The sequence below is a fragment of the uncultured Microbacterium sp. genome, assembly GCF_945952435.1.
In the GTDB taxonomy this organism is placed as follows: Bacteria; Actinomycetota; Actinomycetes; order Actinomycetales; family Microbacteriaceae; genus Microbacterium.
In genome coordinates this window covers 43,745-70,681 of sequence record NZ_CAMFHZ010000019.1, presented here as the reverse complement: position 1 = coordinate 70,681, position 26,937 = coordinate 43,745, and the positions used below count along the sequence as shown (strand labels likewise).

At 72.3% G+C, this 26,937-nt stretch carries 23 protein-coding genes; 10 read left to right on the top strand and 13 right to left on the bottom strand.

Annotated elements, in window-relative coordinates; genetic code table 11:
* The 4 genes from Q0P88_RS11120 to Q0P88_RS11105 all read left to right on the top strand — a co-directional run.
* A partial coding sequence (locus tag Q0P88_RS11120; protein ID WP_295014102.1) for an HAD-IC family P-type ATPase occupies positions 1 to 641 on the top strand: 641 nt, incomplete at its 5' end.
* 32 nt (positions 642 to 673) lie between these two features.
* Entirely contained in the window at positions 674 to 1,312 is a 639-nt protein-coding gene (gene kdpC / locus Q0P88_RS11115; protein ID WP_295014100.1) for a potassium-transporting ATPase subunit KdpC, read from the top strand.
* Positions 1,313 to 1,375: 63 nt separating this feature from the next.
* Positions 1,376 to 4,087 (top strand): ATP-binding protein, encoded by a 2,712-nt coding sequence (locus tag Q0P88_RS11110; RefSeq protein ID WP_295014098.1) that lies wholly within the window; start codon positions 1,376 to 1,378, stop codon positions 4,085 to 4,087.
* On the top strand, positions 4,084 to 4,761 hold the full coding sequence (locus Q0P88_RS11105; protein ID WP_295014096.1) for a response regulator: 678 nt from the start codon (positions 4,084 to 4,086) through the stop codon (positions 4,759 to 4,761). The genes Q0P88_RS11110 and Q0P88_RS11105 overlap by 4 nt, the downstream gene beginning before the upstream one ends.
* 73 nt (positions 4,762 to 4,834) lie before the next feature.
* On the opposite strand, the gene Q0P88_RS11100 is transcribed toward Q0P88_RS11105, so the two are convergent.
* The 3 genes from Q0P88_RS11100 to Q0P88_RS11090 form a co-directional block, all read right to left on the bottom strand.
* On the bottom strand, positions 4,835 to 6,922 hold the full coding sequence (locus tag Q0P88_RS11100) for an iron ABC transporter permease (RefSeq protein WP_295014094.1): 2,088 nt from the start codon (positions 6,920 to 6,922) through the stop codon (positions 4,835 to 4,837).
* A 10-nt stretch (positions 6,923 to 6,932) separates the two neighbouring features.
* Entirely contained in the window at positions 6,933 to 7,961 is a 1,029-nt protein-coding gene (locus Q0P88_RS11095) for an iron-siderophore ABC transporter substrate-binding protein (protein ID WP_295014092.1), read from the bottom strand.
* A 128-nt stretch (positions 7,962 to 8,089) separates the two neighbouring features.
* Entirely contained in the window at positions 8,090 to 8,986 is an 897-nt protein-coding gene (locus tag Q0P88_RS11090; RefSeq protein ID WP_295014090.1) for an ABC transporter ATP-binding protein, read from the bottom strand.
* Between the two features lie 29 nt (positions 8,987 to 9,015).
* Here Q0P88_RS11090 and Q0P88_RS11085 point away from each other — a divergent pair, with 29 nt between their 5' ends.
* Positions 9,016 to 9,909 carry a siderophore-interacting protein gene (locus Q0P88_RS11085; RefSeq protein ID WP_295014088.1) on the top strand — a complete coding sequence of 298 codons (894 nt, stop codon included), beginning with the start codon at positions 9,016 to 9,018 and terminating at the stop codon, positions 9,907 to 9,909.
* Here the strand turns inward: Q0P88_RS11085 and Q0P88_RS11080 are convergent.
* The 4 genes from Q0P88_RS11080 to Q0P88_RS11065 form a co-directional block, all read right to left on the bottom strand.
* Entirely contained in the window at positions 9,876 to 10,988 is a 1,113-nt protein-coding gene (locus Q0P88_RS11080; RefSeq protein ID WP_295014086.1) for a VanZ family protein, read from the bottom strand. The genes Q0P88_RS11085 and Q0P88_RS11080 overlap by 34 nt on opposite strands.
* 94 nt (positions 10,989 to 11,082) lie before the next feature.
* Positions 11,083 to 13,965: a helix-turn-helix transcriptional regulator gene (locus Q0P88_RS11075; protein ID WP_295014084.1), complete on the bottom strand. Its 2,883-nt coding sequence runs from the start codon at positions 13,963 to 13,965 to the stop codon at positions 11,083 to 11,085.
* Positions 13,966 to 14,069: 104 nt separating this feature from the next.
* Positions 14,070 to 14,612, bottom strand: a complete 543-nt coding sequence (locus tag Q0P88_RS11070) for a hypothetical protein (RefSeq protein ID WP_295014082.1) — start codon at positions 14,610 to 14,612, stop codon at positions 14,070 to 14,072.
* Between the two features lie 199 nt (positions 14,613 to 14,811).
* Positions 14,812 to 15,135 carry a hypothetical protein gene (locus Q0P88_RS11065; protein ID WP_295014080.1) on the bottom strand — a complete coding sequence of 108 codons (324 nt, stop codon included), beginning with the start codon at positions 15,133 to 15,135 and terminating at the stop codon, positions 14,812 to 14,814.
* 163 nt (positions 15,136 to 15,298) lie between these two features.
* On the opposite strand from Q0P88_RS11065, the gene Q0P88_RS11060 reads away from it, so the two are divergent.
* Positions 15,299 to 16,336 (top strand): aromatic acid exporter family protein, encoded by a 1,038-nt coding sequence (locus Q0P88_RS11060; RefSeq protein ID WP_295014078.1) that lies wholly within the window; start codon positions 15,299 to 15,301, stop codon positions 16,334 to 16,336.
* Positions 16,337 to 16,387: 51 nt separating this feature from the next.
* Here Q0P88_RS11060 and Q0P88_RS11055 read toward each other — a convergent pair whose 3' ends face one another.
* Together Q0P88_RS11055 and Q0P88_RS11050 are read right to left on the bottom strand one after the other, a co-directional pair.
* The gene (locus tag Q0P88_RS11055; RefSeq protein ID WP_295014076.1) at positions 16,388 to 18,172 is read right to left on the bottom strand and encodes a beta-galactosidase; all 1,785 of its coding nucleotides are present in this window, start codon (positions 18,170 to 18,172) and stop codon (positions 16,388 to 16,390) included.
* 175 nt (positions 18,173 to 18,347) lie between these two features.
* Positions 18,348 to 18,629, bottom strand: coding sequence for a GlsB/YeaQ/YmgE family stress response membrane protein (locus Q0P88_RS11050; protein WP_295014074.1), 282 nt, complete (start codon positions 18,627 to 18,629; stop codon positions 18,348 to 18,350).
* 181 nt (positions 18,630 to 18,810) lie between these two features.
* Here Q0P88_RS11050 and deoD point away from each other — a divergent pair, with 181 nt between their 5' ends.
* The gene (deoD, locus tag Q0P88_RS11045) at positions 18,811 to 19,536 is read left to right on the top strand and encodes a purine-nucleoside phosphorylase (protein WP_295014072.1); all 726 of its coding nucleotides are present in this window, start codon (positions 18,811 to 18,813) and stop codon (positions 19,534 to 19,536) included.
* Between the two features lie 159 nt (positions 19,537 to 19,695).
* Entirely contained in the window at positions 19,696 to 22,218 is a 2,523-nt protein-coding gene (locus tag Q0P88_RS11040; RefSeq protein WP_295014070.1) for an RNA helicase, read from the top strand.
* 3 nt (positions 22,219 to 22,221) lie between these two features.
* On the opposite strand, the gene Q0P88_RS11035 is transcribed toward Q0P88_RS11040, so the two are convergent.
* Both Q0P88_RS11035 and Q0P88_RS11030 read right to left on the bottom strand, forming a co-directional pair.
* On the bottom strand, positions 22,222 to 23,103 hold the full coding sequence (locus tag Q0P88_RS11035; RefSeq protein ID WP_295014068.1) for a GyrI-like domain-containing protein: 882 nt from the start codon (positions 23,101 to 23,103) through the stop codon (positions 22,222 to 22,224).
* Positions 23,100 to 23,549 carry a GyrI-like domain-containing protein gene (locus Q0P88_RS11030; protein WP_295014066.1) on the bottom strand — a complete coding sequence of 150 codons (450 nt, stop codon included), beginning with the start codon at positions 23,547 to 23,549 and terminating at the stop codon, positions 23,100 to 23,102. Before Q0P88_RS11030 ends, Q0P88_RS11035 begins: the two co-directional genes overlap by 4 nt.
* A gap of 118 nt (positions 23,550 to 23,667) precedes the next feature.
* Between Q0P88_RS11030 and Q0P88_RS11025 the strand changes: the two genes are divergently transcribed.
* Together Q0P88_RS11025 and Q0P88_RS11020 are read left to right on the top strand one after the other, a co-directional pair.
* Positions 23,668 to 24,966 carry a M4 family metallopeptidase gene (locus Q0P88_RS11025; protein ID WP_295014065.1) on the top strand — a complete coding sequence of 433 codons (1,299 nt, stop codon included), beginning with the start codon at positions 23,668 to 23,670 and terminating at the stop codon, positions 24,964 to 24,966.
* A gap of 19 nt (positions 24,967 to 24,985) precedes the next feature.
* Positions 24,986 to 25,303: a protealysin inhibitor emfourin gene (locus tag Q0P88_RS11020; protein ID WP_295014063.1), complete on the top strand. Its 318-nt coding sequence runs from the start codon at positions 24,986 to 24,988 to the stop codon at positions 25,301 to 25,303.
* 208 nt (positions 25,304 to 25,511) lie between these two features.
* On the opposite strand, the gene Q0P88_RS11015 is transcribed toward Q0P88_RS11020, so the two are convergent.
* Both Q0P88_RS11015 and Q0P88_RS11010 read right to left on the bottom strand, forming a co-directional pair.
* Positions 25,512 to 25,802: a hypothetical protein gene (locus Q0P88_RS11015; RefSeq protein WP_295014061.1), complete on the bottom strand. Its 291-nt coding sequence runs from the start codon at positions 25,800 to 25,802 to the stop codon at positions 25,512 to 25,514.
* A gap of 85 nt (positions 25,803 to 25,887) precedes the next feature.
* Positions 25,888 to 26,934: a DUF998 domain-containing protein gene (locus tag Q0P88_RS11010; RefSeq protein WP_295014059.1), complete on the bottom strand. Its 1,047-nt coding sequence runs from the start codon at positions 26,932 to 26,934 to the stop codon at positions 25,888 to 25,890.
* Between the last annotated feature and the right edge of the window lie 3 nt (positions 26,935 to 26,937).

Here is a 26,937-nt window from a genome sequence, read left to right as displayed (position 1 = left end):
TCACCGGCGACAACCCGCTGACCGCGAAGGCCATCGCCGCCGAGGCGGGCGTCGACGATTTCCTCGCCGAAGCCACGCCCGAGGACAAGCTGGCCCTCATCCGCCGCGAGCAGGAGGGCGGCCGCCTGGTCGCGATGACCGGCGACGGCACGAACGACGCGCCGGCCCTCGCCCAGGCGGATGTCGGCGTCGCGATGAACACGGGCACCTCCGCCGCGAAGGAGGCCGGCAACATGGTGGACCTCGACTCGGATCCCACCAAGCTCATCGACATCGTGCGGATCGGCAAGCAGCTGCTCATCACCCGCGGCGCGCTCACGACGTTCTCGCTCGCGAACGACATCGCGAAGTACTTCGCGATCATCCCCGCGATGTTCATGGGCGTCTTCCCCGGCCTCGCCGCGCTGAACGTCATGCAGCTGCACTCCCCGGCCTCCGCGGTGACCAGCGCGATCGTGTTCAACGCGATCGTCATCGTCTTCCTCATCCCGCTCGCCCTGCGCGGCGTCCGGTACCGCCCGGCCAGCGCCGCCCAGATCCTGCAGCGCAACCTGCTCGTCTACGGCGTCGGCGGCGTCATCGCGCCGTTCATCGGCATCAAGCTCATCGACCTCGTCGTCGCGCTGATCCCCGGCTTCTGAGCCGTACGATCCGCATCCGAAAGGCACACACCATGTCGAATCTCCGCAGCACCGTCCGCCTCACCGGCGTCGCCGTCCGGGCGATGCTCGTGCTCACCCTCGTCCTCGGCGTGGGCTACACGCTCGTCGTCACCGGGATCGGTCAGCTCGCCCTGCCCTGGCAGGCGAACGGATCCCAGGTCGACGCGCAGGACCGTCCCGTCGGCGGGTGGATCGGCGGCGACCGGAGCGCCGGGAGCCTCCTGATCGGCCAGTCGTTCACGGACGCGAAGGGCGATGCCCTGCCGCAGTACTTCCAGCCGCGCCCTTCGGCGGCGGGCGACGGATACGACCCGCGCAGCTCCGGCGGCAGCAATCTCGGACCGAACAACCCCGACCTCGTCGCCGCGATCACCGACCGTCGCGCGGCGATCGCGGCGCGCGAGCACGTCTCCCCCTCCGCAGTGCCCGCCGACGCCGTCACCGCCTCGGGATCCGGCCTGGATCCCCACATCAGCCCGGCATACGCCCTGCTGCAGGTCGACCGGGTCGCCGCGGCACGGGGGCTCGACGCCTCCACGGTGCGCCGACTCGTCGAGGCTAGGATCCAATCGCGGGATCTCGGATTCCTCGGCGAGCCGAGGGTGAACGTCGTCGACCTGAACCTCGCCCTGGACGAGGGCGCTCGATGACGGACCGAGCCGGTGCCGGGGTCCGGCGTGACCGGATCCCGCGGTGATCGGGGAGAGGCCGTGATGCAGGACGAGACGCGCGAGGGACGACCCGCCGCGCGCGGGCGCCTCCGCGTGCTCCTGGGGGCCGCGCCCGGCGTCGGCAAGACGTACGAGATGCTCGCCGAGGGGCGCCATCTCCGCGACACCGGCCGCGACGTCGTCATCGGCATCGTCGAGACGCACGGCCGCGCGGCGACGCGGGCGCAGTGCGAGGGGCTGGAACAGGTCGCCCGGCGGGTCGTCGCGCATCGAGGTGTCGAGCTCGACGAACTGGACCTCGACGCCCTCCTCGCCCGTCGTCCCGGTCTCGCCCTCGTGGACGAGCTCGCCCACACCAACGCGCCGGGATCCCGCAACGCGAAGCGCTGGCAGGACGTGCAGGAGCTGCTCGAGGCGGGGATCGACGTCGTCACGACGGTCAATGTGCAGCACATCGAGTCGCTGAACGCGGTCGTGGAGAAGATCACCGGCGTCGCGCAGCAGGAGACCGTGCCGGATGCCGTGATCCGCGACGCCGACGAGATCGAGGTCGTCGACCTCGCTCCCCAGTCGCTGCGCGACCGCCTCTCCGCGGGTCAGGTCTACCCGGCGGAGCGCATCGACGCGGCGCTGTCGAACTACTTCCGCCTCGGCAACCTGACCGCCCTGCGCGAGCTCGCGCTGCTGTGGCTCGCCGACGAGGTGGACAGCGCCTTGCGCAGCTACCGCACCGCGCACGGCATCGACAGCGCGTGGCAGGCGCGCGAACGCGTCGTCGTCGCGCTCACCGGCGGCCCCGAGGGCGAGACGCTGCTGCGGAGAGGGGCGAGGATCGCCGCGCGCTCGGCGGGGGGCGAACTCCTCGCCGTGCACGTCACGACCCAGGACGGACTGCGCGAGGACCGCCCCGGCGCGCTCAGCGCCCAGCGCACCCTGGTCGAGTCCCTCGGCGGCAGCTACCACCCGCTCGTCGGCGACGACGTGGCCGGGACGCTCGTCGACTTCGCCCAGTCGGTCGATGCGAGCCAGATCGTGATCGGCGTGAGCCGACGCTCCCGGCTCTCCGCCGCGCTGACCGGGCCTGGCATCGGCGCGGAGATCATCCGCCGTGCCGGATCCATCGACGTCCACGTCGTCACGCACGCCGCCGCCGGCCGCCGCGGCGCCCTCCCCCGGCTCACGGGCGGGGCACTCGGCTGGCGTCGCCAGCTCATCGGGCTCCTCGTCGCTCTCGTCGGCGGCCCGGCCCTCTCGCTCCTGCTGCTCCTCCTGCCCGGCGCGGGGGCGATCACGCTGCAGGTGCTGTCGTACCAGCTGCTCGTCGTGATCGTCGCGCTCATCGGCGGACTCCGGCCTGCCCTGTTCGCCGCCGTGCTGAGCGGTGTGACCCTGGACTACCTGTTCGTCGCGCCGCGGTTCCTCGTGACGATCGCGGATCCGCTGCACGCGCTCGCGCTGGGCCTGTACGTCGTGAACGCGGTGCTCGTGAGCATCGTGGTGGATCAGGCCGCACGGCGCGCCCGGGCCGCGCAGCGTGCCGCGGGCGAGGCGGAGCTGCTCGCCGCCGTCGCCGGGAACGTGCTCCGCGGCGACAGTGCACCGACGGCCCTCGTGGCCCGGGCGCGCGAGGCCTTCGGTCTCAGCGGCGTACGGCTCGTGACGCCGGACGGCGACGTGCTCGCCGTCGACGGGGAGCCGCTGCAGGGCGAGGACGCCGCAACCGGGTCCACCGCGGAGGGTTCGGCGCCGCGGCACGAATCGGTGCCGGTGGGCGACGGCGGCGACGGGCGCCCCCGCGCGTACCTCGAACTGCACGGCGGCCCGCTCGACGCGGCGAGCCGCCGCCTGCTCGACGCGATCGTGGCCCAGCTCGCCGCGGCCATCGAGCACACGGATCTGCGCGAGACGGCGAAGGAGGCGGCGGTGCTCGCCGAGACCGATCAGGTCCGCAGCGCGCTGCTCTCGGCGCTCAGCCACGACCTGCGCCGCCCCCTCGCCGCGGCCGTCGCCGCGGTCGGCGGCCTGCGCAGCGCCCACCGGCTCTCCGCGGAGGACAGGGCGGAGCTCGTCGAGACCGCCGACGAGAGCCTCGCCACGCTCTCCCGTCTCGTGACCGATCTGCTGGACGTGAGTCGGGTCGAGGCCGGGGTGCTCGCCGTGTCGCTGGGAGCCGTCGATGCCGGAGGGGGCGTCGTGTCCGCCCTCGACGAGCTCGCGCTCGGACCCGACGAGGTCGAGCTCGCCCTGGATCCGGCGCTGCCGCCCCTGCGCGCGGATGCCGTGCTGCTGCAGCGGGTGCTCGTGAACCTGCTCACCAACGCGGTCAAGCACTCGCCCGTCGGCGGTCGGGTGCTCGTCTCGACGAGCCGACTCGGCCCGCAGGCGGAGATCCGGGTCGTGGATCGCGGCGCGGGGATTCCCGCGGATCAGCGCGAGAGCGCGTTCCTGCCGTTCCAGCGGCACGGCGACACCGACAACACGACCGGCCTCGGCCTCGGCCTCGCCCTGTCGCGTGGTTTCGCCGAAGGCATGGGCGGGACGCTGACCGCCGAGGATACGCCGGGCGGAGGCCTGACGATGGTGGTCTCCCTGCCCGTGGCGGATCCTTCCCCGCTCCCGTCCTCCCTGCTCCCGTCCTCCCCGCCCCCGTCCTCCCTGCTCCCGTCGCAGAAAGTGTCGGAAAGCGACGCGGAAAGCGGCACCCTTCGCGACGGGAACGGGAGAAGAAGACCCCCTGAGGAGGCACCCCGATGAGACTTCTCGTGGCAGACGACGATCCGCAGCTCGTGCGTGCGCTGCGGATCACGCTCGCCGCGCACGGCTACGACGTGATCGCGGCCCCCGACGGCGCCGCCGCGATCGCCGCCGCCGCGCAGCACCACCCGGACATCGTGCTGCTCGACCTCGGCATGCCGCGCCTCGACGGCATCGCCGTGATCGAAGCGCTCCGCGGCTGGACCGACGCGCCGATCCTCGTCGTGTCCGGACGCACCGGATCCGCCGACAAGGTCGAGGCGCTGGACGCGGGGGCGGACGACTACGTGACGAAGCCGTTCCAGGTCGACGAGCTCCTCGCTCGTCTGCGTGCACTGGCCCGCCGACGCGGCGGAGCCCCCGCGGAGTCGTCGGTCTTCTTCGGGGGCGTCGAGGTGGACCTCGCCGCGAGGGCCGTCACCCGGGACGGATCCCGCGTGCATCTCACGCCGACGGAGTGGCAGATCCTCGAGCACCTCGCCCGCCATCCCGGTGCGCTGGTGACCCGGCAGGAACTGCTGCGCGAGATCTGGGGCACCGAGCAGGTCGCCGACACGGGCTATCTGCGGCTGTACCTCTCGCAGCTGCGCAAGAAGCTCGAGCGGACACCGAGCGCCCCCGTCCACCTCCTCACCGAGCAGGGCATGGGCTACCGGCTCGTCCTGGACGACTGAGCCGCGTCGGGCACGTCCGCATCGGGCACGTCCGCATCGTCCCGGTCCCGCGGACCGGCCCAGACCTGCGGGATCACACGTCGCGGGAGCGCCAGAGCAGCCACACGAAGTAGGGCGCGCCCAGGATCGCCACGACCAGGCCCGCCGGAAGCTGCGCCGGGACGATCACCGTACGCCCCACCGCGTCCGCGACGCCCACGAGCACCGCGCCGAGGAGCACGGCGACGGGGATCGCTCTCGCGTTCCGCGCGCCCACGAGAGCGCGGGCGGCGTGAGGAGCGACGAGACCGACGAAGCCGACGACCCCCACGGCGACCACGCTGAGGGCGGCGAGGAGCGCCGCGGTCCCGAGCAGGAGCAGCCGGGAGCGCTCCACGCCGACGCCGAGCGTGCGCGGGGTGTCCTCGTCGATCGCGAGCAGATCCAGCTCCCGACGGCGCGAGAGCACGAGCGGCAACGCGAGCAGGAGCACGACCGCGAGCGGCACGACCTGCTCCCACAGCCGCCCGTACGTCGTGCCGCTGAGCCACGTATAGATCCGCGGGGTGTCGAACGGGCTCGAGCGCAGGAGCACGAACGACGTCGCCGCGACCGCCGCCGAGGAGACTCCGATCCCGATGAGGATGAAGCGGTCGGCGCTGAGTCCTCCGCGCCAGGCCAGCCCGTACACGAGGGCGAACGCGAGCAGCGCGCCGAGCGCCGCGGCGACGAGCATCCCGAAGGTCGAGGCGGCGGCGCTGGTGACGACGAGCACCGCCCCGAGACCCGCGCCCCCGGTGATGCCGAGCAGGCCGGGATCCGCGAGCGGGTTGCGGCTCACGGCCTGGGTCAGGGCGCCGGCGAGGGCGAGAGCGGCGCCCGCGGTGACGGCGGCGAGCACCCGCGGCGCGCGCTCGTCCAGGGCGAACGCGATCTCCGGTGAGGCCGCGCCCTGCAGCCAGAGCAAGACGTCACCGGTGAGCAGCGGTGTCGCCCCGAGCAGCAGACCCCCGACGATCACGGCGACGAGCAGAACGGCGGCCGCGCCCAGCACGAGGGCGAAGCGTCGGCGGCCGTGCGCGGCGAGCCGGATCGACGGCGGGCGCCTGGTCGGCCCGGAGTCGCGCAGCCGCCGGGCCATCACGATGAGCACGACGGATCCGAGCAGCGTCGTCGCGACACCGGTCGGGATGGCGATCGCCGCCTCGGCACCGATCACGAGCCGCAGCACCGCGTCCGCGAGGATCACCGTGACCGCACCGAGGAGTCCGGACGTCGGCAGCAGCAGTACATGCCGTCCGAGTGCCGGCACGACCCGGGCGAGAAGTCGCGCCAGCACCGGCGCGCAGAGGCCGACGAAGCCGAGAGGCCCCGCGAGCGTCACCGCGGTGGCGGTGAGCAGCACCGCGAGCAGGATCCCCCACACCCGGGTCGCCCGCACCGGGACGCCCAGCGACGACGCCGTGTCGTCGCCCAGGGCGAGCACGTCGAGGCGGCGGGAGAGCAGGATCGCGAGGACCGCCGCGACGACGACGACCGGCGCCGCGCGCACGGACGCGTCGATCCCGAGCTGCGACAGGCTGCCGCTGCCCCACGCGAGCAGGCCCTTGGTCTGCTCGCTGAACAGGATCAGCAGGGCGGAGGTCACCGCCTGGAACGCGAGCGCGAGCGCGGATCCGGCGAGCACGAGCCGCGTGGTGGACGACCCGGCGCCGCCGGCCAGGCCCAGCACGATCACGGCGGCGAGGAGTCCTCCCGCGACCGCGACGAGGCCCGAGGCCCAGAACGGCACGGAGATCCCGAACGCGGCCACGGCGGTCACGGCGAGGTACGCCCCCGCGGTCACGCCGAGGGTGTCGGGCGAGGCGAGGGCGTTGCGGGCGAGCGACTGGAGCAGGAGCCCCGCGATTCCGAGCGCGACGCCGACCGCGACACCCGCCGCGAGCCGGGGAAGACGCGACCCGAGGAGCACGGCGGGATCGGTCCAGGCCGCATCGCTCGTGCCCTGCGTGAGGTGCCATCCGGCGGTCGCGACGAGCACGACCGCGAGGGCGACGAGCACACCGAGCGCGGGGGCGAGGCGTCCGGCTGCCGCGACGGGCGGCCGGGCCGGCCCCGTCGCGGATCCGGATCCCGCCTCCGACGACGCGTCGGGACGCGCTCCCGCGTCGGTGAGACTCATCGCCGGTCGCTCACTTGCTCATCGTGGAGACGTAGGCATCGGCGATCTGCTCGATCGAACGCGGGCCGCCGAACGTCCAGATGCCGGCCGGGAACGCGTGGATCCGCTTCTCCTTCACCGCGGGGATGGAGGCCCAGGTCGGGTTCTTCTCGGCCGCGGCGAGGAAGTCGTCGCCCGTGGTGTCCTTCGTGCCCGTGTGCAGCAGGGTCGCCGAACCCACTGCGGTCATCCCCTCGATGTCCGTCTGGCCCAGACCGTAGGCGGGATCGGTCTCGCCCTTCCACACGTTCGTCAGGCCGAGCTCGCTGCCGATCGCTCCGATCAGCGAGCCGGTCCCGAACGGTCGGAGGGACACCGCGCCGCCGTCGACCCACCCGTCGAAGAACACGAAATCGGTGTTCGCCGGCTTCGCGGCGGCGAGCCGGGCCTTGGCATCGTCGAGGTGATCCCGCATGTCGGCCACGACCTTCTCGGCCCGCTCGGTGCGCCCCGTGGCCTTCGCGATGAGGTCGAACGTCTCCAGGGTCTGACCGATCGGGTCGGAGGCCTTCGCGCCGATCGTGGCCAGCACCGGCACGTCGTACTTCTTCAGCTGGGTGATGATGGCGTCGTCTCGGGTCTGCGCCTCGACGATCACGAGATCGGGCTTCGTCTGGAACAGCGCGTCCAGGTTCGGCTCCTGGCGGGTGCCGACGCTCTTGACGTCCTTCGGCAGCTTCTCCGCGGTGTCCCAGGTGCGGAACCCGTCGGCATCGGCCACGGCGACCGGCGTCACGCACAGGGTCAGCGCGTCCTCGACCTGCTGCCACTCCAGCACGGCGATGCGCTTCGCGGGCGCGTCGAGCGTGACCTTCTGCCCGAGTCCGTCGGTGAGGGTCACGGGGCCGGTGGCGGTCTTGGTCGCGTCGGTCGCGCAGCCGGATCCGCTCGCGGCGGGCGCGGATCCGGAGGCGGAGGGGGAGACGGACGTGGTGCCGCAGCCGGCGAGGGCGACGGTCGCGGCGGCGAGCAGCGAGAGGACGACAAGGGGCTTGCGCATGGTTCTCCTGGATGAAGGGGGAAGGGGGTTGGGGGGCTGGATCGGGCGGGCGCCGGCGATCGCACGGATACAGGGGGACGGGAGCCCGGGCGACGACGCCCTTGCGTATCCCCCGTGGCCGGGGAGGATCAGGCGGGCATGGGCACGGGCACGGGAACCGGGCGCCGGCCGGCGCGGGGCGTGGCGTGGCGCCCGCGGGGCCGCACGTGCACCCGGCCGTCCGCGTCGGTCACGGTGTCGATCTCCAGTCCGTAGGCCGCGGAGAGGTTCGCGGAGGTGAGCACGTCGACGGGCGCGCCCTGGGCCCGGATGCGTCCCTCGTGCAGCAGCACGACCCGATCCGCGACGAGGGCCGCATGGTCGAGGTCGTGCAGGACCACCCCCACGGCGGTCCCCGCGTCGGCGAGGTCGCGGATGAGATCGAGCGTCTCGATCTGATAGCGCAGGTCGAGATGGTTCGTGGGCTCGTCGAGCAGCAGGATCGGCGTGCTCTGCGCGAGCGCGGTGGCGAGCCAGACGCGCTGCAGCTCGCCGCCGGAGAGCTCGTCGACCGCGTGCCGCCCCATCTCGGCGAGCCCGGTCAGGGTCAGGGCGTCGTCGATCGCGATCCGGTCCTCGGATCCGAGTCCGGCGAACCGTCCGCGATGCGGGTGGCGGCCGAACGCGACCACGTCGCGCACGTGCAGCCCGGAGGGGTGCGGCCGCGACTGCGAGAGCATCGCGACCGTGCGCGCGAACTCCCTGGCCGTGAGCGCGGCGGCATCCTGCTCGTCCGTGCCGGCGTGGATCCGGACGGTTCCCGCCTGCGGCCGGTGCAGCCGGGCGATCGCCCGCAGGGCCGTCGACTTGCCGCTGCCGTTCGGCCCGATGAGCGCGGTGACTTCTCCCGCACGCAGCGTGAGGGAGAAGTCGTGGACGGTCGGCGTGCGCCCGTGATGCAGCACCAGGCCCTCGCATCGCAGGCCCGCGGGGCCGCCCGCGGCGGCCGCCGGGGGTGCCGCGGCGGCGCTATCCCGATTGGTCATATTAGGGGAGCCTAACCTATTCTTTAGGGGTGGCCCATCATCCATATCGAACCTTCCGCACCGCCGTCGCCCGGCTCGAACGCCTCAGCCCGCACTTCCTGCGGATCACGCTGACCGGCCCCGACCTGGTGCACTTCGGCACCGACGGCCTCGATCAGAGGATCAAACTCGTGCTGCCGCTAGCCGACGGGTCGTTCACGGACGTCGGCCAGTTCGACGAGGAGACCGGGATGATGCAGTGGTGGCGCCGGTGGCGCGAACTCCCCGATGAGAAACGCAATCCGATCCGCACGTACACAGTCAGAGCGGTCCGTCAGGAGGCCCGCGAGATCGACGTAGACTTCGTGCTGCACGGCACGGAGGGCCCCGCATCGGCGTGGGCCTCGGCGGCGACGCCGGGCTCCCCCCTCGTCGTCGTCGGGCCGGACGCCCGCGCCGAGGAGACCGGTGGACTGGAGTGGAACCCGGGAGACGCGGGGTCCGTGCTCATCGCCGGGGACGAGACCGCCGTCCCGGCGATCTGCGCGATCGTGGAAACGCTGCCGGCGCACGTGACCGGAGCGGTGTACATCGAGGTGCCGACCGAGGCGGACGTACTCCCGCTGACCGGACCGGCCGGCGTCGAGGTGACGTGGCTGGCGCGCGGCGGCACGGCACACGGGCTGCGCCTCAGCGCCGCGGTGCACGCCTGGGGCGAGCAGCGGAGCACGGCCGCCTCGACGCAGGATCTCCCCGATCCCTCCGAGGAGGAGGTGCTCTGGGAGGTCCCGGAGCACACCGAGGGCTCGCACTACGCCTGGCTCGCGGGCGAGGCGGGGACGATCACCGCGCTCCGGCGTCACCTCGTGCGCACTCTGGGCATCGATCGGCGCTCCGTGGCGTTCATGGGCTACTGGCGGCGGGGACGCGCCGAAGCCGCCTGATCCCCCGCCCCGGTCCCGGAGGACGTCGCAGGAGTGCGCGCATCGCGGAGCTCCTGGCCGGAGAGCACTCCCGGCAGCCCCCGCCCGTCGTGGGTGAAGAACAGCATCGCGCACGCCAGCACGGTGAGCACGCCCTCGGCGGTCGAGAAGAGCCCGCCGGCGAGCCCGATCGCGCCGATGCCCGCGACGCCGCCGAGCCAGCGCAGCGGGCGCGCCAGGGCACGGGGCAGCGGTCCGCCCTCGTACCGCAACTGCACCGCGATGTCGCCGACCGATCGGCCCGTGACGAGGATCACCGCCAGCCAGAGCGCACTCGCGGCGGCTCCGCCCAGCAGACCGGCAATGCCGCCGTCGACGACCGCCCGCCTGTCCCGGACGACCTGGCTGAGGAAGAGCTGCACGGCGATCGCGACACCCGCGTCGACGAACCAGAAGCCCAGACCGTCGCACAGCATCGCCAGCGCCCTGCGACCCCGCGTGACCGGGCGCGGATCGGCCGCGCCCGGAAGCGCCGCGCTCCCCCGATGCTCGCGGGGAACGAGCATCGCGACGACCGAGCCCAGCAGCGCGCCGAGCGTGTTCGTGATCAGGTCTCCGACGTCGAAGAACCGGTAGGCGCACGGGTACAAGCCCCAGACCCCGGTGAGCTGTGTCGTCTCGACGAACAGCGAGAGCCCGAACCCGACCAGGACCGCGATACCCACGCCCCGCCCGCCGAGCACGCGCACGAAGAAGCCCAGAGGAGCGAAGAGCAGCACGTTGAACACGAGCTGCAGGAGCGCCGGATGGGTGAGCGGGTTCCCCGGCGCGCGGAACGCGGTGCGCAGGTCGTCGAGGACGGACAGCGGATCCAGGATCGCCCCGACGCAGCGGATCGTCTCGGGCTCCGGCAGGGGCAGCAGCGTGTACGTCCAGATCGCCCAGAAGTAGATGAGCGCGGCGAGCCAGAGCAGCAGCCGGAGAAACGACAGTCGCCCGCGACGCCGATAGCTGATCGCGACGAAGGGGACGAAGAGCACGAGACCCAGGGCCAGCCCGATCGCGATCGCGATGACGCCGAGCAGCACCGGGGAGAGCATCCTTCGAGTCTATGGAGTGAGGTCCTTACCGACGCCGCGATCGGCCTGGGCGCCGGTTCCCCGGTCGTCCTGGTGGGGCGCGCGGACGCGGGTCTCAGCGGCGGGCGGCCACGGCGGCCTCGGTGCGCGTGGACACGCCGAGTTTGCGCAGGATCGCGGACACGTGCACGCTGGCGGTCTTGCCGCTGATGAACAGCCGCTCGCCGATCTGCCGGTTGCTGAGCCCCTCGGCGATGAGATCGAGCACCTGCTGCTCGCGCGCGGTGAGCTCGACGCCGGAGCCGCCCGGCGTCGATCCGGCGCCCTGCGCCCCGGCGGCCTGCGCCGCGGAGGCACGTGCGGCCGCTCCCGCGGGCAGCCCCACCGCCTCCACGAACTCCGCGGCACGCCGCCGAACCCGATCGTGTCCGAGCTTCTCCGCCCGGGCGAGCGCGTCGGCCCCTGCCGTGAGGGCTCCGGGCCGATCGCCCGCGGCGATGAGCGCACGCGCCCTCTCGAGCCGGACGATCGGCTGGAACAGGGCGGGCACGTCGTCGGCGTCCGCCACCGCGACCGCGGCGTCGAGCGCGTCGGGATCGGCGTCGAGCAGGGCGTGCAGCACGACGCCCCAGTGCGGCTGGCGCAGCTCGACGGGCGACGCCGCCCACGCTCCGCGAACGAGATCGGCCGTCGACGCGGCCAGACCCCCGTGCCCCTCGGCGCGCAGCTCCGCGACGACATGGCCGCCTTCGAGCAGCACCCTCTGCAGCAGGGCCAGCCGGGGGCCGGGATCCTGGATCAGGTCGTTCAGCACCGCCGCGGCCTGCTCCGGGTCGCCTTCGCCCAGCGCGAGCGTGATCTCCACGGAGTGCAGCGAGTACCAGACCTGGCGCTCCACGGCCGCGACACTCTCGGCGATCCTGCGCCACTGGGCCAGCAACCGCCCGGCGGACTCCGTCTCGCCGCACCACACCAGCGCGCGGATGTGCGACATCGTCGAGTACACGCGGAACACCGGCAGCGTGCGCGTCGCGACGTCGCGGGCAGACACCTCCTCCACCCGGTCGATCTCGCCCCGTTCCAGCAGCGGCTCGACCATGTTGTGCGAGAGGATCGCGCCCGACGTGCGCTCCACGCCGAGGGTGCGGGCGTGCGCAACGCCGGCCTCCGCCACCTCGACCGCCTCCCGGAAGCGCCCCAGCTTGTTCAGGCTGTCGGCGTAGTTCACCCGGTAGCGCAACTGAGCGTCGTGATCGGTCGCGTGCTCCCAGGACAATCGGAAGTCGGCCAGCCCCGCCTCGACCTGGCCGAGGTGGATGCGACTGCAGCCGCGCAGATTCGCCGCGACGGACATGGCATTGCGGAAGCCGATCCGCTCCGCGAGGCGGTACGCCTCGTCCGCGGTCGCCAACGCCTCCTCGAGCCGCGCGGCCACCAGATAGCGCCCCCCGAGGTAGCCGAGGAGCGTCGCGCGCAGCCGCTCCTGCTCCGGTTGCCCGTCGATCACGGCGAGCGCCTCGAGGAAGAGCTCGATGGCTCCGCCCCGGCCCAGGTTCTGGAGGAAGAGAGCCTTGTCCCGCAGCAGCCGCGCGTGCACGCCGGGCTCGACCGTCGTCGGATCGATCTCCGCGAGCGCGAGCGACACGACGGCGAGGGCACGCTCCCCGTCGCCCCCGTTGCGCAGGATCGATCCGAGCCGTGCGAGCAGCGGGATCCGCTCGATGCCCGCCACGGACGCGGGATCCGGCACCTGATCCCACAGCTCGAGCGCGAGCTCTCCGAAGCGCGCGGCCGTGGAGAACGCGTAGCTGTTCTTGGCCTGCAGCATCGCGCTCACGGCCGCGGCGAGCGCGCGAGGGAAGTCGTGCGCACGGTGCCAGTGGAAGGCGAGGGCGGACGGGGCGCCCCCCGCGGTCTCGAGCGCGTCGGCGAACGCCGCATGCAGCCGCGCGCGCTCCCCCGGGAGGAGGTCGTCGTGCACGGCCTCGCGCAGCAGCGCATGCCGGAACACGTAGCTCTCCCGGTCGGCGATCGCGATGATCCCGGCACCCATGGCCTCGCGCACCGCCTCGTCGAGCCGCTCGTCACCGAAGCCCGCGAGGGAGGAGAGGAGCTCGTGCGGGATCGCGCCGTCGGATCCCGAGGCGACCCGCACGACGCGCCGAGCGTCGTCGCCGAGGGCGTCGAACCGGGCGAGCAGCACGTCGCGCAGCGTGTCCGGCATCGCGCCGTCGACCGTGCAGAGCAGCTCCTCCACGAAGAACGGCACGCCCTCGCTGCGCTCCATGAGCCGAGCCAGATCCGCGTCGTCGACGGGTCCGCGCAGATCGAGCACGAGATCGCGCACCGCCACAGCGTCGAGGCGCTCGACCGTGATGCGATCGAGGAGTCGTGCGCGCTCGGCCTCGGCGAAGAACGAGCGGACGGGGCCACCCCGGCGCACCTCGTCGATGCGGCAGGTGAGCAGGAAGAGCACGGGCCGCCCGGCGAGGGCGCGCAGGAGGAACGACAGCATCGCCAGGGTCGCCGCATCCGCCCAGTGCAGATCCTCCACGACGACCACGACAGGGCGGATCGCGGCGGCGGCCTCGAGCAGATTCGCGATCGTCTCACGAAGCCCCTCGGGCCGGATCGCGGAGCGGTCGACCGGAGCGACGGCGCGTTCGGGAAGGAGCAGCTGCAACGCGTCCCGACCGGGACCGGCGGCCTCGTCGGCCCCGTCGCCGAGCTCGTCCAGCACGCCGCGCAGGATCGCGGGCAACGGCCCGAAGGGCGCCGGCGTCGAGCCGTAGTCGAGGCACCAGCCGGTCAGCACGATCGCGTCGTGCGCGATGCGGCGGCGGAACTCCGCCGTCAACCGCGACTTGCCGATGCCCGCCTCTCCCCCGATCAGCACCGAGGCCGTCTCGCCGGCGCGCGCCCGGCCCAGGGCTGCATCGAGCATCCCCAGCTCGGCGTCACGGCCGACCATCGCGGCGGACGGGGAGGCGAGGGGCATGCCTTCATCGTGCCATCGACCACGGACATCGGGCGCCGGGCCGGATGCCTTCCCGCCGAGAGCAGGCGATCCGCCCCGCCGAGCACAGGCGATCCGCGCCGTCGTCAGAGCCGCGTCGGCGGCAGTGGTTCCACCGTGACGGGCCGGGGACTCTCCCCGCGCTCGTTCAGGATGAGGAGCGCCTCGTCGAGCGTGTCTCCGATCCGCTCCAACGCGTTGAGATTCGCCGACAGCCAGAGCGGGAACTCGCCCCGCTCGTCCCGCTCCGTCACGTCCCAGAGCAGGAGGTCGCCGTTCTCGCTGAACCCGAAGGCCTCGAGGCGGTCGATGAGGTCCCAGCGGCCGTCGGGCTCGAGCGTGAAGTCGAACCCCTCCTCCTCGTTGTCGCGGTAGACCGCGCGGAACTGCTGCGTCAGAACGGCGCCGCGTCCCTGCACCCCGTCGGCGTAGCCCGGGAGCACGGGGGGGTAGATCAGCCACAAGCCCGCAGTCCTCGCCCACCCCGCACGGGAGACGAAGCGAGAGTACGAGGGAGGGTATCCGCCGCCGTCGGCGAACGACGCCGACGCGAGCAGTCCGCGATCGACGTGGTCGAGCGAGGGACTCCGAGGGTAGTCGAACGGCGATCCGTCGCTGTCGTCCGGCATGCAGGCCTCCCGTGATGCGCCGCTGGGAAGGATCCGGCGGGCTCGGGTCCACCGTAGTCGAGGACGGCGACGGCCCCGCTCCTCGCCCTGTCCGCCTGCGCACGCCGCACCGCGGGGCGGGACGCCGACCGGCGGGAGGACTGCTGTCCCCTCCCGCCGATCGGGATCCCTCCCCGCAGCACCCATGCCTCCCGGACGCTCACGCGGCGTGCGGTGCGCAGCCGACGAGCTCGCGCTCGGGCGATGCGACCCGCGCGTCCTGCGCCGTCCGCGCGACCGGCGCGGCGGAGGACGCCGGCGCGGCGACGTCCGACCGGATCGTGGTCACGGGAACGGAGACCTCCGCCCCGGTCGCACGGGTGCGGCGGGCGGACAGCGCGCGCAGCGCGCGACGCAGCCGTCCGTCGACGGGTCGCAGCTGGTCCGCGTGCTCGGCAGCCATCCGCGCGCGCTCGGCGCGGACCGCGGCGCGTTCGATCTCCAGGGTCGTGATGCGGTAGCCCATCGCGGGGTTCAGGTCCATGACTCTCTCCTTCTTCGGTACCCCTACGCTCGTCCCTAAGGCCCCCTCGCCCCATCGGGCAGATGCCCTAATCCACGCAGGCGGGCACCTCAGATCCGGATCCCCGCCCACCGACCGCGGCCCGCCGGAGGGCGTGTGGCCTGCCGCCGACTACCGTGGAGGCATGCGCACGCTGGCCGCCCTCCGCTCCGCTCGCCGCGCGCCGCTGCTGCAGGTGGCGAAGTCGGCGGCGGCCACGATCGCGGCCTGGCTCGTCGCCGGATGGCTCGTCCCCGGGCATCTCCCGGTGTTCGCCGCGATCGCGGCACTTCTCGTCGTGCAGCCGAGCGTGAACCAGTCGCTCGCGAAGGCGATCGAGCGCAGCATCGGCGTGATCGCGGGGGTCGTGATCGCGGTGCTGCTCACGATGGTGCTCGGAGGGCTCAGCTGGGTCGTCCTGCTCGCCGTCGTCGTCGCGATGCTCGCGGCCTGGTCGTTCAAGGCCACGACCGGCACCGCGAACCAGGTCGCGATCTCCGCCATGCTCGTGCTCGCGCTCGGCGCATCGAGCCAGGACTACGCCGTCGACCGCATCATCGAGACGCTGATCGGCGCGGCCATCGGCTTCGTCGTGAACGTGTCCATCGTCCCTCCCGTGCTCGTCGCGCCGGTCCGCCGGGATCTCGCGCTGCTCGGCGGCGAGCTCGCCGCGAGCCTCGACCGGCTCGGCGAGGCGCTCCCGCGCGACACGGCGCCCGAGCGCCGTCAGGAGCTCATGCTGGAGGCGCGACTGCTGCGGCCCATGAAGGACGCCGCGGACGCCTCGCTGCTCGCTGCGGAGGAGTCGCTGACCCTCAACCCCCGCGGATCCGCCCATCGCGAGGAGCTCTCCTCGATGCGCGAGCTGCTGGACCGCCTCGGCCCGATCGTCACGCAGGTGATCGGGATGACCCGCGCCTACGTCGATCAGTACGACGACACGCTTCCCGCCGAGCCCTCGGTCCCCGCGATCGCCGAGCAGCTGCACCGGGCCGGGCACGACGTGCGCCTCGCCGTGCAGCTCGCGGAGGTGGTCGCCGAGCCCGAGGCCCTCACCTCCGCGATCCCGGCGCTGACGTCGCCGTTGGAGATCCGTCCGCCGTCCTCGCGGAACTGGGTGCTGATCGGCTCGCTCACCGAGGACCTGCGCCGCATCCGTGCGGGACTGCGGGACGAGCCCTAGGCGACCCCGCGCTGCGCGAGCCGGACGGAGAGCGCGGGGTCGGATCCCGGCTCAGTAGCCGATGAACTCCTCGACCGGCCCGAAGTCGGGGGCCTCGCGGATCTCCACGGCGGATCCGAGCCCGTCGGTGTCGAGGACGTGCACCGTGTTGCGCCCCGCACGCCAGAGCGGGCCGGGAGCGTAGAGCGTGACCTGCGGACCGATCGCCGCATATCGGCCGAGCAGGAATCCGTTCAGCCAGACGAGGCCCCTGACGCCGTCCGGGAACGCGAGCCAGGCGTCCGCCGGATCCGCGACGTCGAACACGGCGCGCGCGAGGCCGTCGGGGGCGGATCCGCCCGCGGGCGTCACGTCGGGAACGTCGAGGCCCAGCAGGCGGTGCGTCCACCCGTGCGCGAAGCGGCGCCCGATGAGCACTCCGCCGGGGATCCCCTTGCCCTGCCCCGTGAGCGGCCCGTAGTTGATGCGCCCGAGACTCTCGACGACGATCGTGAGCACGCCCGACCGCAGGGAGAGGTCCCCGGCCGAGGACACGCCCGGCAGCGTCAGCGTCCGCTCTCCGTCGCGCTCCAGCACGCCGAGACGCTCGTCGTCGACGTACACCACCGCGCGGTCGTGCAGCACGGGCAGCGCAAGGGTCGCCCCGGGAGCGAAGTCGATGCGCGACTCGTAGGCGACCAGCCCGTCCTCCGCACCCAGCTCCTCGAAGCTCAGCGGCTGCGGGGAGAAGGATCCGGCCGGGGCCGACCTCACCACCTCGAGCAGCGACGCGTCCCGCGCGAGCGGAGCGGTCGCCGCGGGCTGCCGGCGCGGGGGTGCGGGGATCTCCGGCAGGTCGCCGTCGTGGAACGGGGCGAACAGGGCGCGCAGCGCGTGGAACTTGTCGTTCAGCGTGCCGTCCTCGCCGATGGGCGCATCGGAGTCGTAGGAGGTGACGGTGGGCTGCAGCACGCCGTCGTGGTTCGCGCCGGCCCAGAGCCCGAAGTTCGTCCCGCCGTGCGCCATGTAGAGGCTGACGGATCCGCCCGCCTGCAGCAGCTCCTCGACCGTGCCGATCATGCTCGCCGCGGACCGGACGTGATGGCGTTCGCCCCAGTGGTCGAACCAGCCGCCCCAGAGCTCCGCGCAGACGAGCGCGTCGCCGGGCGCGCGCAGGTGCACGGCCTTGTCGACGCCCGTGCCGAAGGTGAACGAGCCCATCGCCCCCGCCACGCTGCCGTTGCGCACCATGTCAGCCGTGGTGCCGTCGGCTGTGGTGAGCAGTTCGACGATCCCCCGCGCGCGCAGACCGTCGCGGAGGTGTTCGAGATAGGCCGTGTCGCTGCCGTACGAGCCGTACTCGTTCTCCACCTGGACGGCGGTGATCGGACCGCCGTACGCCGCCTGCAGCGGGGCCAGGCGCGGGATGAGCTCGTCGCACCAGGCGTCGACCGCGGCGAGGAAGGCGCGATCGCTCGTGCGGACCGCACCGGTGCGGCCGCTCACCCAGAACGGGATGCCGCCGTTCGACCACTCCGCGCAGATGTACGGGCTGGGTCGCAGGAACACGTCGAGGCCGATCTCGCCCGCGAGACGCACGAAGCGCTCGACGTCGCGGCCGCCGGTGAAGTCGCGGACGCCCTCGACACGCTCGTGGAAGTTCCACGGCACGTATGTGTCGACCGTGTTCGCGCCCATCGCGGCCAGGCGACGGAGCCTGTCCTCCCACAGGTCGGGGTGGATCCGGAAGTAGTGCACCGCTCCGGACAGCATGCGGAACGGGCGCCCGCGCTTGAGCAGGGCGCCGTCCTCGACGGTGAGCGCAGCGGGCGGGGTGTCGACGGCGGAGTCGGTCATGGCTCTCCTGAACGGCGTATGTTTACGTCACCATTGTGGACCATGCACGGCCGATCCTGCACGATCCCGTCGTGACCGGGGACCGCACGACGAACGCCGGAGGCTCCGAGACGGGGTCTCGGGCGCCTCCGGCGTTCACGGTCCGGCCGATCGAGCGCCGAATGCTCTGCCGTCGTCAGTTGCGGCTGGTGCGGTTCTTCGTGATGAGGCCCCAGACGAACGAGAAGACGAGTGCTCCGATCACGGCGATGAAGAACGAGCCCCACGACCACGGGTCGCTGAACACGGCGCCGATGCCCTTGCCGCCGAACAGGCCGAACAGCAGGCCTCCGACGAACGCGCCGATGAGGCCGAGGATCATCGTGCTGATCCAGCCGCCTCCCTGCTTGCCCGGCAGGACGAGCTTGGCCAGCGCACCCGCCAGCAGACCGACGATGATCCATCCGATGACAACCATGATGTGTCCTTCCACTCCCAAGGAACGAGCGCATCGCTCCCCCTCATTGTCGCCAGGACGGGGATTCGACGCCCCTTCGCGCCGGGGGGTTGACGGGGCGCCGTCGAAGCCGCTACCGGGTGCGGCTTCGGTCGCCGCACACGACGCCGCCCCGCGCAGGCGCGGTCGATACGCTGGCGGGATGAGCACGCACATCGCCGCCGCCCCCGGCCAGATCGCCCCTCTCGTCCTGTTCCCCGGCGATCCCCGCCGCGCGCAATGGATCGCGGAGAACTTCCTCCAGGACGCGGAGTGCTACTCCGAGGTGCGCGGCATGCTCGGGTTCACCGGCACCTGGAACGGGCACCGCGTCTCGGTGCAGGGCTCCGGCATGGGGCAGCCGTCGATGGCGATCTATGCGAACGAGCTGTTCCGCGACTACGACGTGCAGTCGATCGTCCGGGTCGGATCCTGCGGGGCGCTCACCGAGAAGGTCGCCCTGCGCGACATCGTCATCGCGAACGGCGCGTGCACCGACTCGGGGATGAACCGGATCCGGTTCCACGGCCAGGACTATGCGCCCGTCGCCGACTTCCCCCTCCTCCGGGCAGCCGTCGATGCGGCCGAGCGTGCGGCCGAGGAAGACGCCCTCGCGGGGAAGGTGCACGTCGGCCTGCTGTTCTCGAGCGACCAGTTCTACAGCACCCGCCCCGAGCTCACCGACCCGTTCGTCCAGCACGGCGCGCTGGCGGTCGAGATGGAGACGAGCGGGCTCTACACCCTCGCCGCGTTCTACGGCCGACGCGCACTGAGCATCTGCACGGTCTCCGACCACCTCGTGACCCACGAGGAGACGACGGCTCTGGAGCGCGAGCAGACGTTCGGAGACATGGTCCGGATCGCCCTGGGGGCCGCGACCGCCGTCTGACCCGGTCCTGCGTCTCGCCGCGCGACCGTGCTCAGGGGCGTATCTCGCGCAGCCGCGCGATCCGCCCCTGGATCGGCCGGTTGCGGCATTCGGTCCTGAGAACGCACCGGCACTCCGCTCGCCCGCCTCCCGTCCGGCGGGTGGGATGATCGAGGGACCATGTCTGCGCGCCTCGATCCGTCGTCCGTCCGCCCGGTCGAGGGAGCCCCGGATCCGGACGAGGTCTACCTCGCCTTCGTGGACTGGGCGGAGCACTCGGGCATCTCGCTCTACCCCGCGCAGGACGAGGCGGTCATCGAGATCGTCTCAGGCAAGAATCTGATCCTCTCCACGCCCACGGGCACGGGAAAGTCGCTGGTCGCGGTCGCCGCGCACTTCGCCGCGCTGGCCGACGGCCGCCGCACGTACTACACCGCTCCCATCAAAGCCCTGGTCAGCGAGAAGTTCTTCAGCCTCCTCGATGTCTTCGGCGCCGAGAACGTGGGCATGGTCACGGGCGACTCCGCGGTGAACGCGGACGCGCCGATCGTGTGCTGCACGGCGGAGATCCTGGCGAACCTCGCCCTGCGCGAGGCGGGCGCCGCCGACGTCGGGCAGGTCGTGATGGACGAGTTCCACTTCTACGGCGATCCCGACCGCGGATGGGCGTGGCAGGTGCCGTTGCTCACGCTGCCGCAGGCCCAGTTCGTGCTCATGTCGGCCACGCTCGGCGACGTCACCACGCTCGCCGCCGACCTCACCCGCCGCACGGGGAGGAAGACGGCGGTCGTGACAGGGGTCGAGCGCCCGGTGCCTCTGCACTTCCATTACGAGACCTCTCCGATCCACGAGACGATCGACGAGCTGCTGCACACCGACAGGGCCCCGGTCTACGTCGTGCACTTCTCTCAGGCCGCGGCGATGGAACGAGCGCAGGCGCTCGCGAGCGCGAAGGTCGCGTCGAAGGAGCAGCGGGAGGAGATCGCGGCGCTCATCGGGGGATTCCGATTCACGACCTCCTTCGGCAAGACGCTCTCGCGCCTGCTGCGCCTGGGCATCGGCGTGCACCACGCCGGGATGCTGCCGAAGTACCGGCGACTCGTCGAGCAACTGGCTCAGCGCGGGCTGCTCCGCGTCATCTGCGGCACCGACACGCTCGGGGTGGGCATCAACGTGCCGATCCGCACGGTGCTCCTCACGGCGCTCACCAAGTTCGACGGCACCCGCATGCGCCAGCTCAACGCGCGGGAGTTCCATCAGATCGCCGGACGCGCGGGCCGCGCCGGTTTCGACACCGCGGGAACGGTCGTCGCGCAGGCGCCCGAGCACGAGACGGAGAACCTGGCGGCGATCCGCAAGGCCGGGGACGACCCCAAGAAGAAGCGCAAGATCATCCGCAAGAAGGCGCCGGACGGATTCGTCTCGTGGGGCGAGCCGTCCTTCCAGAAGCTCATCGCGGCCGAGCCGGAGACGCTGACCTCCCACATGCAGATCACGAGTGCCATGGTGCTCAACGTGATCGCGCGCGGGGGAGACGTCTTCGCGAATATGCGCTCTCTGGTATACGACAATCACGAGCCGCGAGCCCGGCAGCGAATCCTCGCGCTGCGCGCGATCGGCATCTTCCGGACCCTGCGCGAGTCGGGCATCGTCGAACGGGATCCGGACGGCGCGATCCGCCTCACCGTCGACCTGCAGCCGAACTTCGCCCTGAACCAGCCGCTGTCGCCGTTCGCCCTCGCCGCGTTCGATCTGCTCGATCCCGAGGATCCGGCCTTCCCCCTCGACATGCTGTCGATCGTGGAGGCGACCCTCGACGATCCGCGCGCGATCCTCTCCCAGCAGGAGTTCCTCGCGCGGGGGGAGGCCGTCGCCGCGATGAAGCGCGAGGGGATGGAGTACGACGAGCGCATGGAGGCGCTCGAGGACATCACCTACCCGAAGCCCCTCGACGAGTTGCTGACGACCGCTTTCGAGACGTTCGGCGCGGCGCAGCCGTGGATCCGCGACTTCTCGGTGCGCCCGAAGTCCGTCGTCCGAGACATGTACGAGCGAGCCATGTCGTTCGGGGAATATGTCGCTCAGTACAAGGTCGCGCGTTCCGAGGGGGTCGTGCTGCGCTACCTCTCGGATGCCTATCGCGCCGCCTCCCAGACCATTCCGGAGCACCTGAAGACCGAGGAACTGCGCGATCTCATCGAGTGGCTGGGCGAGCTCGTCCGCCAGGTCGACTCGTCGCTGCTCGACGAGTGGGAGGAGCTCGTCGCGGGGCACCCCCTCGACCACGAGGACGGACCCGTGGTGCCGCCCGCGCCGAAGCGGCTGACCGCCAACGTGCGCGCGTTCCGGATCCTCGTCCGCAACGAGCTGTTCCGCCGGGTCCAACTGGCGGCGCGCGAGGACGTGACGGCCCTGGCCGAGCTGGATCCCGAACTCGGATCCGACGGATGGGATGCCGCGCTCGACGCCTACTTCGCCGAGCACGACGAGATCCGCACCGGGCCGGACGCCCGCAGCGCGTCCCTGCTCCTGTTCGACGAGAAGGGCGACCCGGAGCACCCTGGCCGCACCTGGCGCGTACGGCAGATCCTCGACGATCCTGCGGGCGACCACGACTGGGGCCTCGACGCCCTGGTCGACCTCGACGCGTCGGACGAAGCCGGCGACGCGGTCGTGCGCGTCACGGCGTTCGACCGGCTCTGAGCGTCACGCCACCGGCAGCACGATCTCGGTGACCGCGGCGGTCGGACGAGTGGTCGCGGGGTCGGTGCGGTAGATCTCGAAGACCGGCTCGTCGCGCGGCGCGTGCCCCGACGCGGGAAGCCAGGCGCCGTAGAGGCTCCGGTAGGCGCGGTGCATGGCGGAGTACGGGCCGACGTACCGCAGCACGGCGTGACGACCTCCGGGGATCGTCCTGCGCTCCAGGCCCTCGGGAAGCTCGGCATCGGCGGCGAGCACCACCCCGGCCCACGACCGCAGGGCGGCCGCGGGCGTGGCACCGGGATCGTCGCGGTAGACGGCGACGAGATCCCCCGGCACGGCGACCCCCAGTCGAGGATCCGTCGAGCGCGGCACCCCGGAAGGCGCGGGCATCCGGTCCCTGACGTGCGCGAAGGCCTTTCCGATCGCGAGGTAGTCGCCGTGATGCGGCGCCACGGCGAGGACGGCGGGCGCGAGCTCGCGGATCTCCACGTCGACCGCGGCGACTCCCGCGTGGGCGGTCGTCTCGGTGGTCGTCGCGGCCGCCTCGGGAAGCGAGCCCGACGACCTCAACGCGGAGGGCGTGAGGCCGTACGCGCGCACCAGGGCACGACCGAACGTCTCGGCCCGTCCGAACCCGGCCCGACGGGCGATGCGCCCGACGGGCAACGAGGTCTCGACGAGCATCGCGGCCGCGCGCTCCAGACGCAGCCGCTGCACGGTCTGGGCGGCCGTCTCCCCTCGCACGGCGCGGTAGACGCGGTGCCAGTGATAGGGCGAGAACCGCGCGACCTCCGCGAGGATCGAGAGATCGAGGTCGTCGTCGAGGTGGGCGTAGATGTACGCCGTGACGTCGTCGAGCTGGCGTTGGTACTGCTCGGCTCTCACTCTGCCGAGCGTAGTCCGAGGGAGATCTCGATCGCGCCCTCCGGGCCGTAGCGCTCGAAGTCGGAGACGTAGGTGAGCGCGAGGTCGTCCCTGGCCCAGATGCGCTGCCAGGCCTCACCGACCAGATCCGGCCTGGCGGGTTCCAGCGCGATCACCTCCCGCTCCGAGGCGGGGATCTGGGCGGCGGAGAGCCCGTCCGGCACCGCCGTCCCGGACGGCACCCTGTGGCCGATCACGAGCGTGTACGCGCCGAGGTTGTCGACGCCGGAGTGCTCGTGGTCGGTGTAGACCGCGAACACCTCCTGGGCGTCCGCCAGCCCCAGCCGCGCCGCGACGTCGGCGCGCGAGAAGGCGGCCCAGTGCGGCGGGATCGTGCGCAGCGCCTCGCTGTTGCGGGTGCGCAGGGGGAGTCCGATGACCGTGAAGGCGTCCTGGTGGGTTCTCATGCCCTCACGTTCGCGGATCCGGGATGACGTTTCTTGCGCAGCAGGATCCCGTGTCGGTGCCGCGGCGTATCGTCGGGGACACGGATCGTCGGGGGCACGGATCGAACGGAGGGCCGTCATGAGCGAAGACGCAATCGGGGGCGCACGGCACACGGAGGAGGGGACGTCGGCACGGCAGGGCACGGAGGAGGGGACGCCGATCCGGCAGGGCATCGTGCCTTCGTATCTGTTGTCCCGGCTGGCCGAGTCGGGCCTCTATCGGCAGGCCGCCCAGGCGGCGCGGCAGACCTTGATCGCGCCGTCGCCGCTGCAGCATCGCACGCAACTGCGGCTGTCCATCGACGAGCACGGTTCGCTCGTCGCCGAGGTCGAGGCGGCGCCCGACCGCACGATCAGCGATGCGCACAACACCGAGGAGCTGCCCGGCACGGTGGTGCGACGGGAGGGCGACGCGCCCGTCGCGGACACGGCGGTCGATCAGGCCTACGACGGCCTCGGAGCGACGTTCGCGATGCTCCTCGATGCGTTCGAACGGAACTCGATCGACGGCGCGGGCGCTCCGCTGGACGCCAGCGTGCACTACGGCACCGATTACGACAACGCGTTCTGGAACGGGGAGCGCATGGTCTTCGGCGACGGGGACGGCGAGGTGTTCCAGCACTTCACCGCGTCGACCACGGTGATCGGGCATGAGCTCGGGCACGGCGTCATCCAGTCGACCGCGAACCTCGAGTACGCGGGCCAGCCCGGTGCCCTGAACGAGTCGATCGCCGACGTGTTCGGCGCCCTCACCGAGCAGCATCTGCGGGATCAGACCGTGGATCAGGCGACCTGGCTGATCGGCGCGGGGATCTTCACGAAGAACGTCAAGGGCGTCGCCCTCCGCTCGATGCTGCACCCGGGCACCGCGTACGACGATCCCGAGCTCGGCAAGGATCCGCAGCCGGCCGACATGAGCGGCTACGTGCAGACGACCGACGACAACGGCGGCGTGCACATCAACTCGGGCATCCCGAACCGCGCCTTCGCGCTGTTCGCGGTGGCGGTGGGCGGCAAGGCCTGGGAGACCGCCGGATCGGTGTGGTACCGCGCCCTCACGGGAACGCTCTCGCCGAAGGCGACGTTCGCGGAGTTCGCCGAGGCGACGATCCGCGAAGCCGAGGCGGTGGGCACGTCGACCGCCGATGCGGCGCGCGCCGCGTGGACGTCGGTGGGGGTCGTGGCCACCGGGGCAGGCGCAGACTCCTCGACGCGCACGAAGAAGGCGGACGCTCCGAAGAAGGGCGAGGCTCCGCGGAAGGGCGAGGCTCCGAAGAAGCCGAAGAGCGGCAAGAAGTCCCCGAAGGGCGAGAAGAAATCTCCCGAGGGTGAGAAGAAGCCCGCGAAGCGCGAGACTGGGAAGGCGGGGAACGCGTAGGAGCGATCGAGGAGCGGGAATGCCTGAGTCGGCTGACGAGACGGATGCCGCCTCGGGTGCGCTCACGATCCTCGTCGTGCGCTCCGGCGGTCTCGCGGGCATCTCGCGACGCTGGACCGTGGAGGCGCCTCCCGGCGATCCCGCTCACTGGGAGGGTCTGGTCGACCGCTGCCCGTGGAACGACGATCCCGGCTCCGAGTCGGGTGCCGATCGATTCGTCTGGCGGATCGACGTCCGCCGAGGGAAGGCGCAGCACGAGCGCACGATCCCCGAGGAGGCGCTGACCGGTCCGTGGCGCGAACTCGTCGACGCCGTCCGGGCGGCGGGCCCCGCCTGAGCGTCCACCGCGGAGTCGAGACACCGCCGGCGACGGCACCGACCCGGCCCGCTGACGATGTATCGCGGCTCGCGCCCGTCGGAGGGTGCAGCGTATCGAGCGCAGCGCGCCTTCGGTCAGCTCACCCGTCGCTCAGCGCACCGGTCCGAGCTCACGCTGCGCTCAGCCCGCCCGTCGCTCAGCGCACCGCTCCGAGCGCACCGGTGTCTCACCTCACCGGGTCGTCTTCGGGGCCCGCGTCGTCTTCGTCGTCGCTGCGGGTGTCGTCGTCCTGATCGGACCGTCCCGGCGCCGCAGCGCCGGTGCGTGCCTCCTCGGCGGCGGCCGACACCGCACCGCTCACGTCGATCGACACACCGGTCCCACCGTCGAGACCGAGCGCGAGGGGGTCCAGCACGGGCGCCTCCGGAAGGTCCGTGGCGTCGTCGCGGTCGAGCGGCTCGGACGGAAGCGGCGCCCACGCGGCCTTCTCCTCCGGTTTCTGCGAGAACATGCCCATGACTCCATTGTGCGCGCCCCGCCCCGCCCCCGCGCGAGGACGCACACAGGATCCGATCCGGGGCAAGATCGTCGAGCGCGGCGGATCAGCCTCGCAGCGAGGCTCTGGCCGATGGCCGCGACACGTCGGGCACGAGCACGGCCAGCACCCGCACGAAGGTGGTCATCCACACCAGGCCGAGTCCGACCGCGACGGCTTCGAGGCCGGTGGCCGAATACACCCCGAGCGGCACACACAGCAGGATGGCCCCCGCGAACGACGGACCGAGGCCGATCGTCGTCACCAGGATCGCGGTCGGCGGGCCGGGGAGCGCGAACGCGGTGCTCAGGGCCGCGGCGGCGAAGAGCACGAGGGTGCCGATGGCCGCGACCCAGTGCACGGCTCTGTCGAGCGTGATCGGCACGACGCCGACGCCGGCGAGCGCGACGCCGGTCGACGCCCAGAGCACGACGACGGTTGCGATGCGCCGCAGACGCTCATCTCCGAGGAGGCGGTGGAGGTCGCGCCCGATGTACGAGCCGATCGTCGCGAACAGGAGCCCCGCAACGATGAGTGTGCCGTTGAACGCCCAGCCGCCGACCCCGAGACCGAGCTGGGAGAAGTTGCGCTCCCACCAGAGCGGATCCGCCGCCGTCGCCATCGCGAACAGCGTGCCGATCGTGAGGAAGCCGAACAGCAGCGTCGAGAGGTCGCGCGTGCGCACGCCGACTCCCGCGGTGTAGGCGAAGCGCCCACCGGTGGCCGCGGCGACCCCGCACAACAGCGCGCCGCCGAGCGGCGAGAGCGCGAATCCCTGCAGTCCCTGCGTCAGGATCACGCCGGCAAGCAGGACGCCGAGCGCGGACACTGCGGCCACCGCGACCGTCAGCGCCGCCGCGGACAGATGGGAGACGGTCGCCTGCCACGGCGGCATCGGCCGGGTCTCCCCCCGCCGGTTCTGCAGGCTGCTGATCACGAACGCGGCTGCGGCGATGCCCGCCGCGATGCCCGCGATCGGCCCACTCGCTCCCCCCGGCCCGTCGAGCGGACGCGCGCCGCCCCGCAGCACCACGGCGCCGATGCCGGCCCCCAGCACGAAGGCGATCGCGGTGGCCCAGACCGTGCGAGTCTCCTGCCGGAGGCGATCCTGCATCGT

Excerpts from the sequence above, each read along its gene's own strand:
- kdpC (WP_295014100.1), top strand. The coding sequence starts at position 674 with ATGTCGAATCTCCGCAGCACCGTCCGCCTCACCGGCGTCGCCGTCCGG.
- Q0P88_RS11110 (WP_295014098.1), top strand. The coding sequence starts at position 1,376 with ATGCAGGACGAGACGCGCGAGGGACGACCCGCCGCGCGCGGGCGCCTC.
- Q0P88_RS11105 (WP_295014096.1), top strand. The coding sequence starts at position 4,084 with ATGAGACTTCTCGTGGCAGACGACGATCCGCAGCTCGTGCGTGCGCTG.
- Q0P88_RS11100 (WP_295014094.1), bottom strand. The coding sequence starts at position 6,922 with ATGAGTCTCACCGACGCGGGAGCGCGTCCCGACGCGTCGTCGGAGGCG.
- Q0P88_RS11095 (WP_295014092.1), bottom strand. The coding sequence starts at position 7,961 with ATGCGCAAGCCCCTTGTCGTCCTCTCGCTGCTCGCCGCCGCGACCGTC.
- Q0P88_RS11090 (WP_295014090.1), bottom strand. The coding sequence starts at position 8,986 with ATGACCAATCGGGATAGCGCCGCCGCGGCACCCCCGGCGGCCGCCGCG.
- Q0P88_RS11080 (WP_295014086.1), bottom strand. The coding sequence starts at position 10,988 with ATGCTCTCCCCGGTGCTGCTCGGCGTCATCGCGATCGCGATCGGGCTG.
- Q0P88_RS11075 (WP_295014084.1), bottom strand. The coding sequence starts at position 13,965 with ATGCCCCTCGCCTCCCCGTCCGCCGCGATGGTCGGCCGTGACGCCGAG.
- Q0P88_RS11070 (WP_295014082.1), bottom strand. The coding sequence starts at position 14,612 with ATGCCGGACGACAGCGACGGATCGCCGTTCGACTACCCTCGGAGTCCC.
- Q0P88_RS11065 (WP_295014080.1), bottom strand. The coding sequence starts at position 15,135 with ATGGACCTGAACCCCGCGATGGGCTACCGCATCACGACCCTGGAGATC.
- Q0P88_RS11060 (WP_295014078.1), top strand. The coding sequence starts at position 15,299 with ATGCGCACGCTGGCCGCCCTCCGCTCCGCTCGCCGCGCGCCGCTGCTG.
- Q0P88_RS11055 (WP_295014076.1), bottom strand. The coding sequence starts at position 18,172 with ATGACCGACTCCGCCGTCGACACCCCGCCCGCTGCGCTCACCGTCGAG.
- Q0P88_RS11050 (WP_295014074.1), bottom strand. The coding sequence starts at position 18,629 with ATGGTTGTCATCGGATGGATCATCGTCGGTCTGCTGGCGGGTGCGCTG.
- deoD (WP_295014072.1), top strand. The coding sequence starts at position 18,811 with ATGAGCACGCACATCGCCGCCGCCCCCGGCCAGATCGCCCCTCTCGTC.
- Q0P88_RS11040 (WP_295014070.1), top strand. The coding sequence starts at position 19,696 with ATGTCTGCGCGCCTCGATCCGTCGTCCGTCCGCCCGGTCGAGGGAGCC.
- Q0P88_RS11030 (WP_295014066.1), bottom strand. The coding sequence starts at position 23,549 with ATGAGAACCCACCAGGACGCCTTCACGGTCATCGGACTCCCCCTGCGC.
- Q0P88_RS11025 (WP_295014065.1), top strand. The coding sequence starts at position 23,668 with ATGAGCGAAGACGCAATCGGGGGCGCACGGCACACGGAGGAGGGGACG.
- Q0P88_RS11020 (WP_295014063.1), top strand. The coding sequence starts at position 24,986 with ATGCCTGAGTCGGCTGACGAGACGGATGCCGCCTCGGGTGCGCTCACG.
- Q0P88_RS11015 (WP_295014061.1), bottom strand. The coding sequence starts at position 25,802 with ATGGGCATGTTCTCGCAGAAACCGGAGGAGAAGGCCGCGTGGGCGCCG.
- Q0P88_RS11010 (WP_295014059.1), bottom strand. The coding sequence starts at position 26,934 with ATGCAGGATCGCCTCCGGCAGGAGACTCGCACGGTCTGGGCCACCGCG.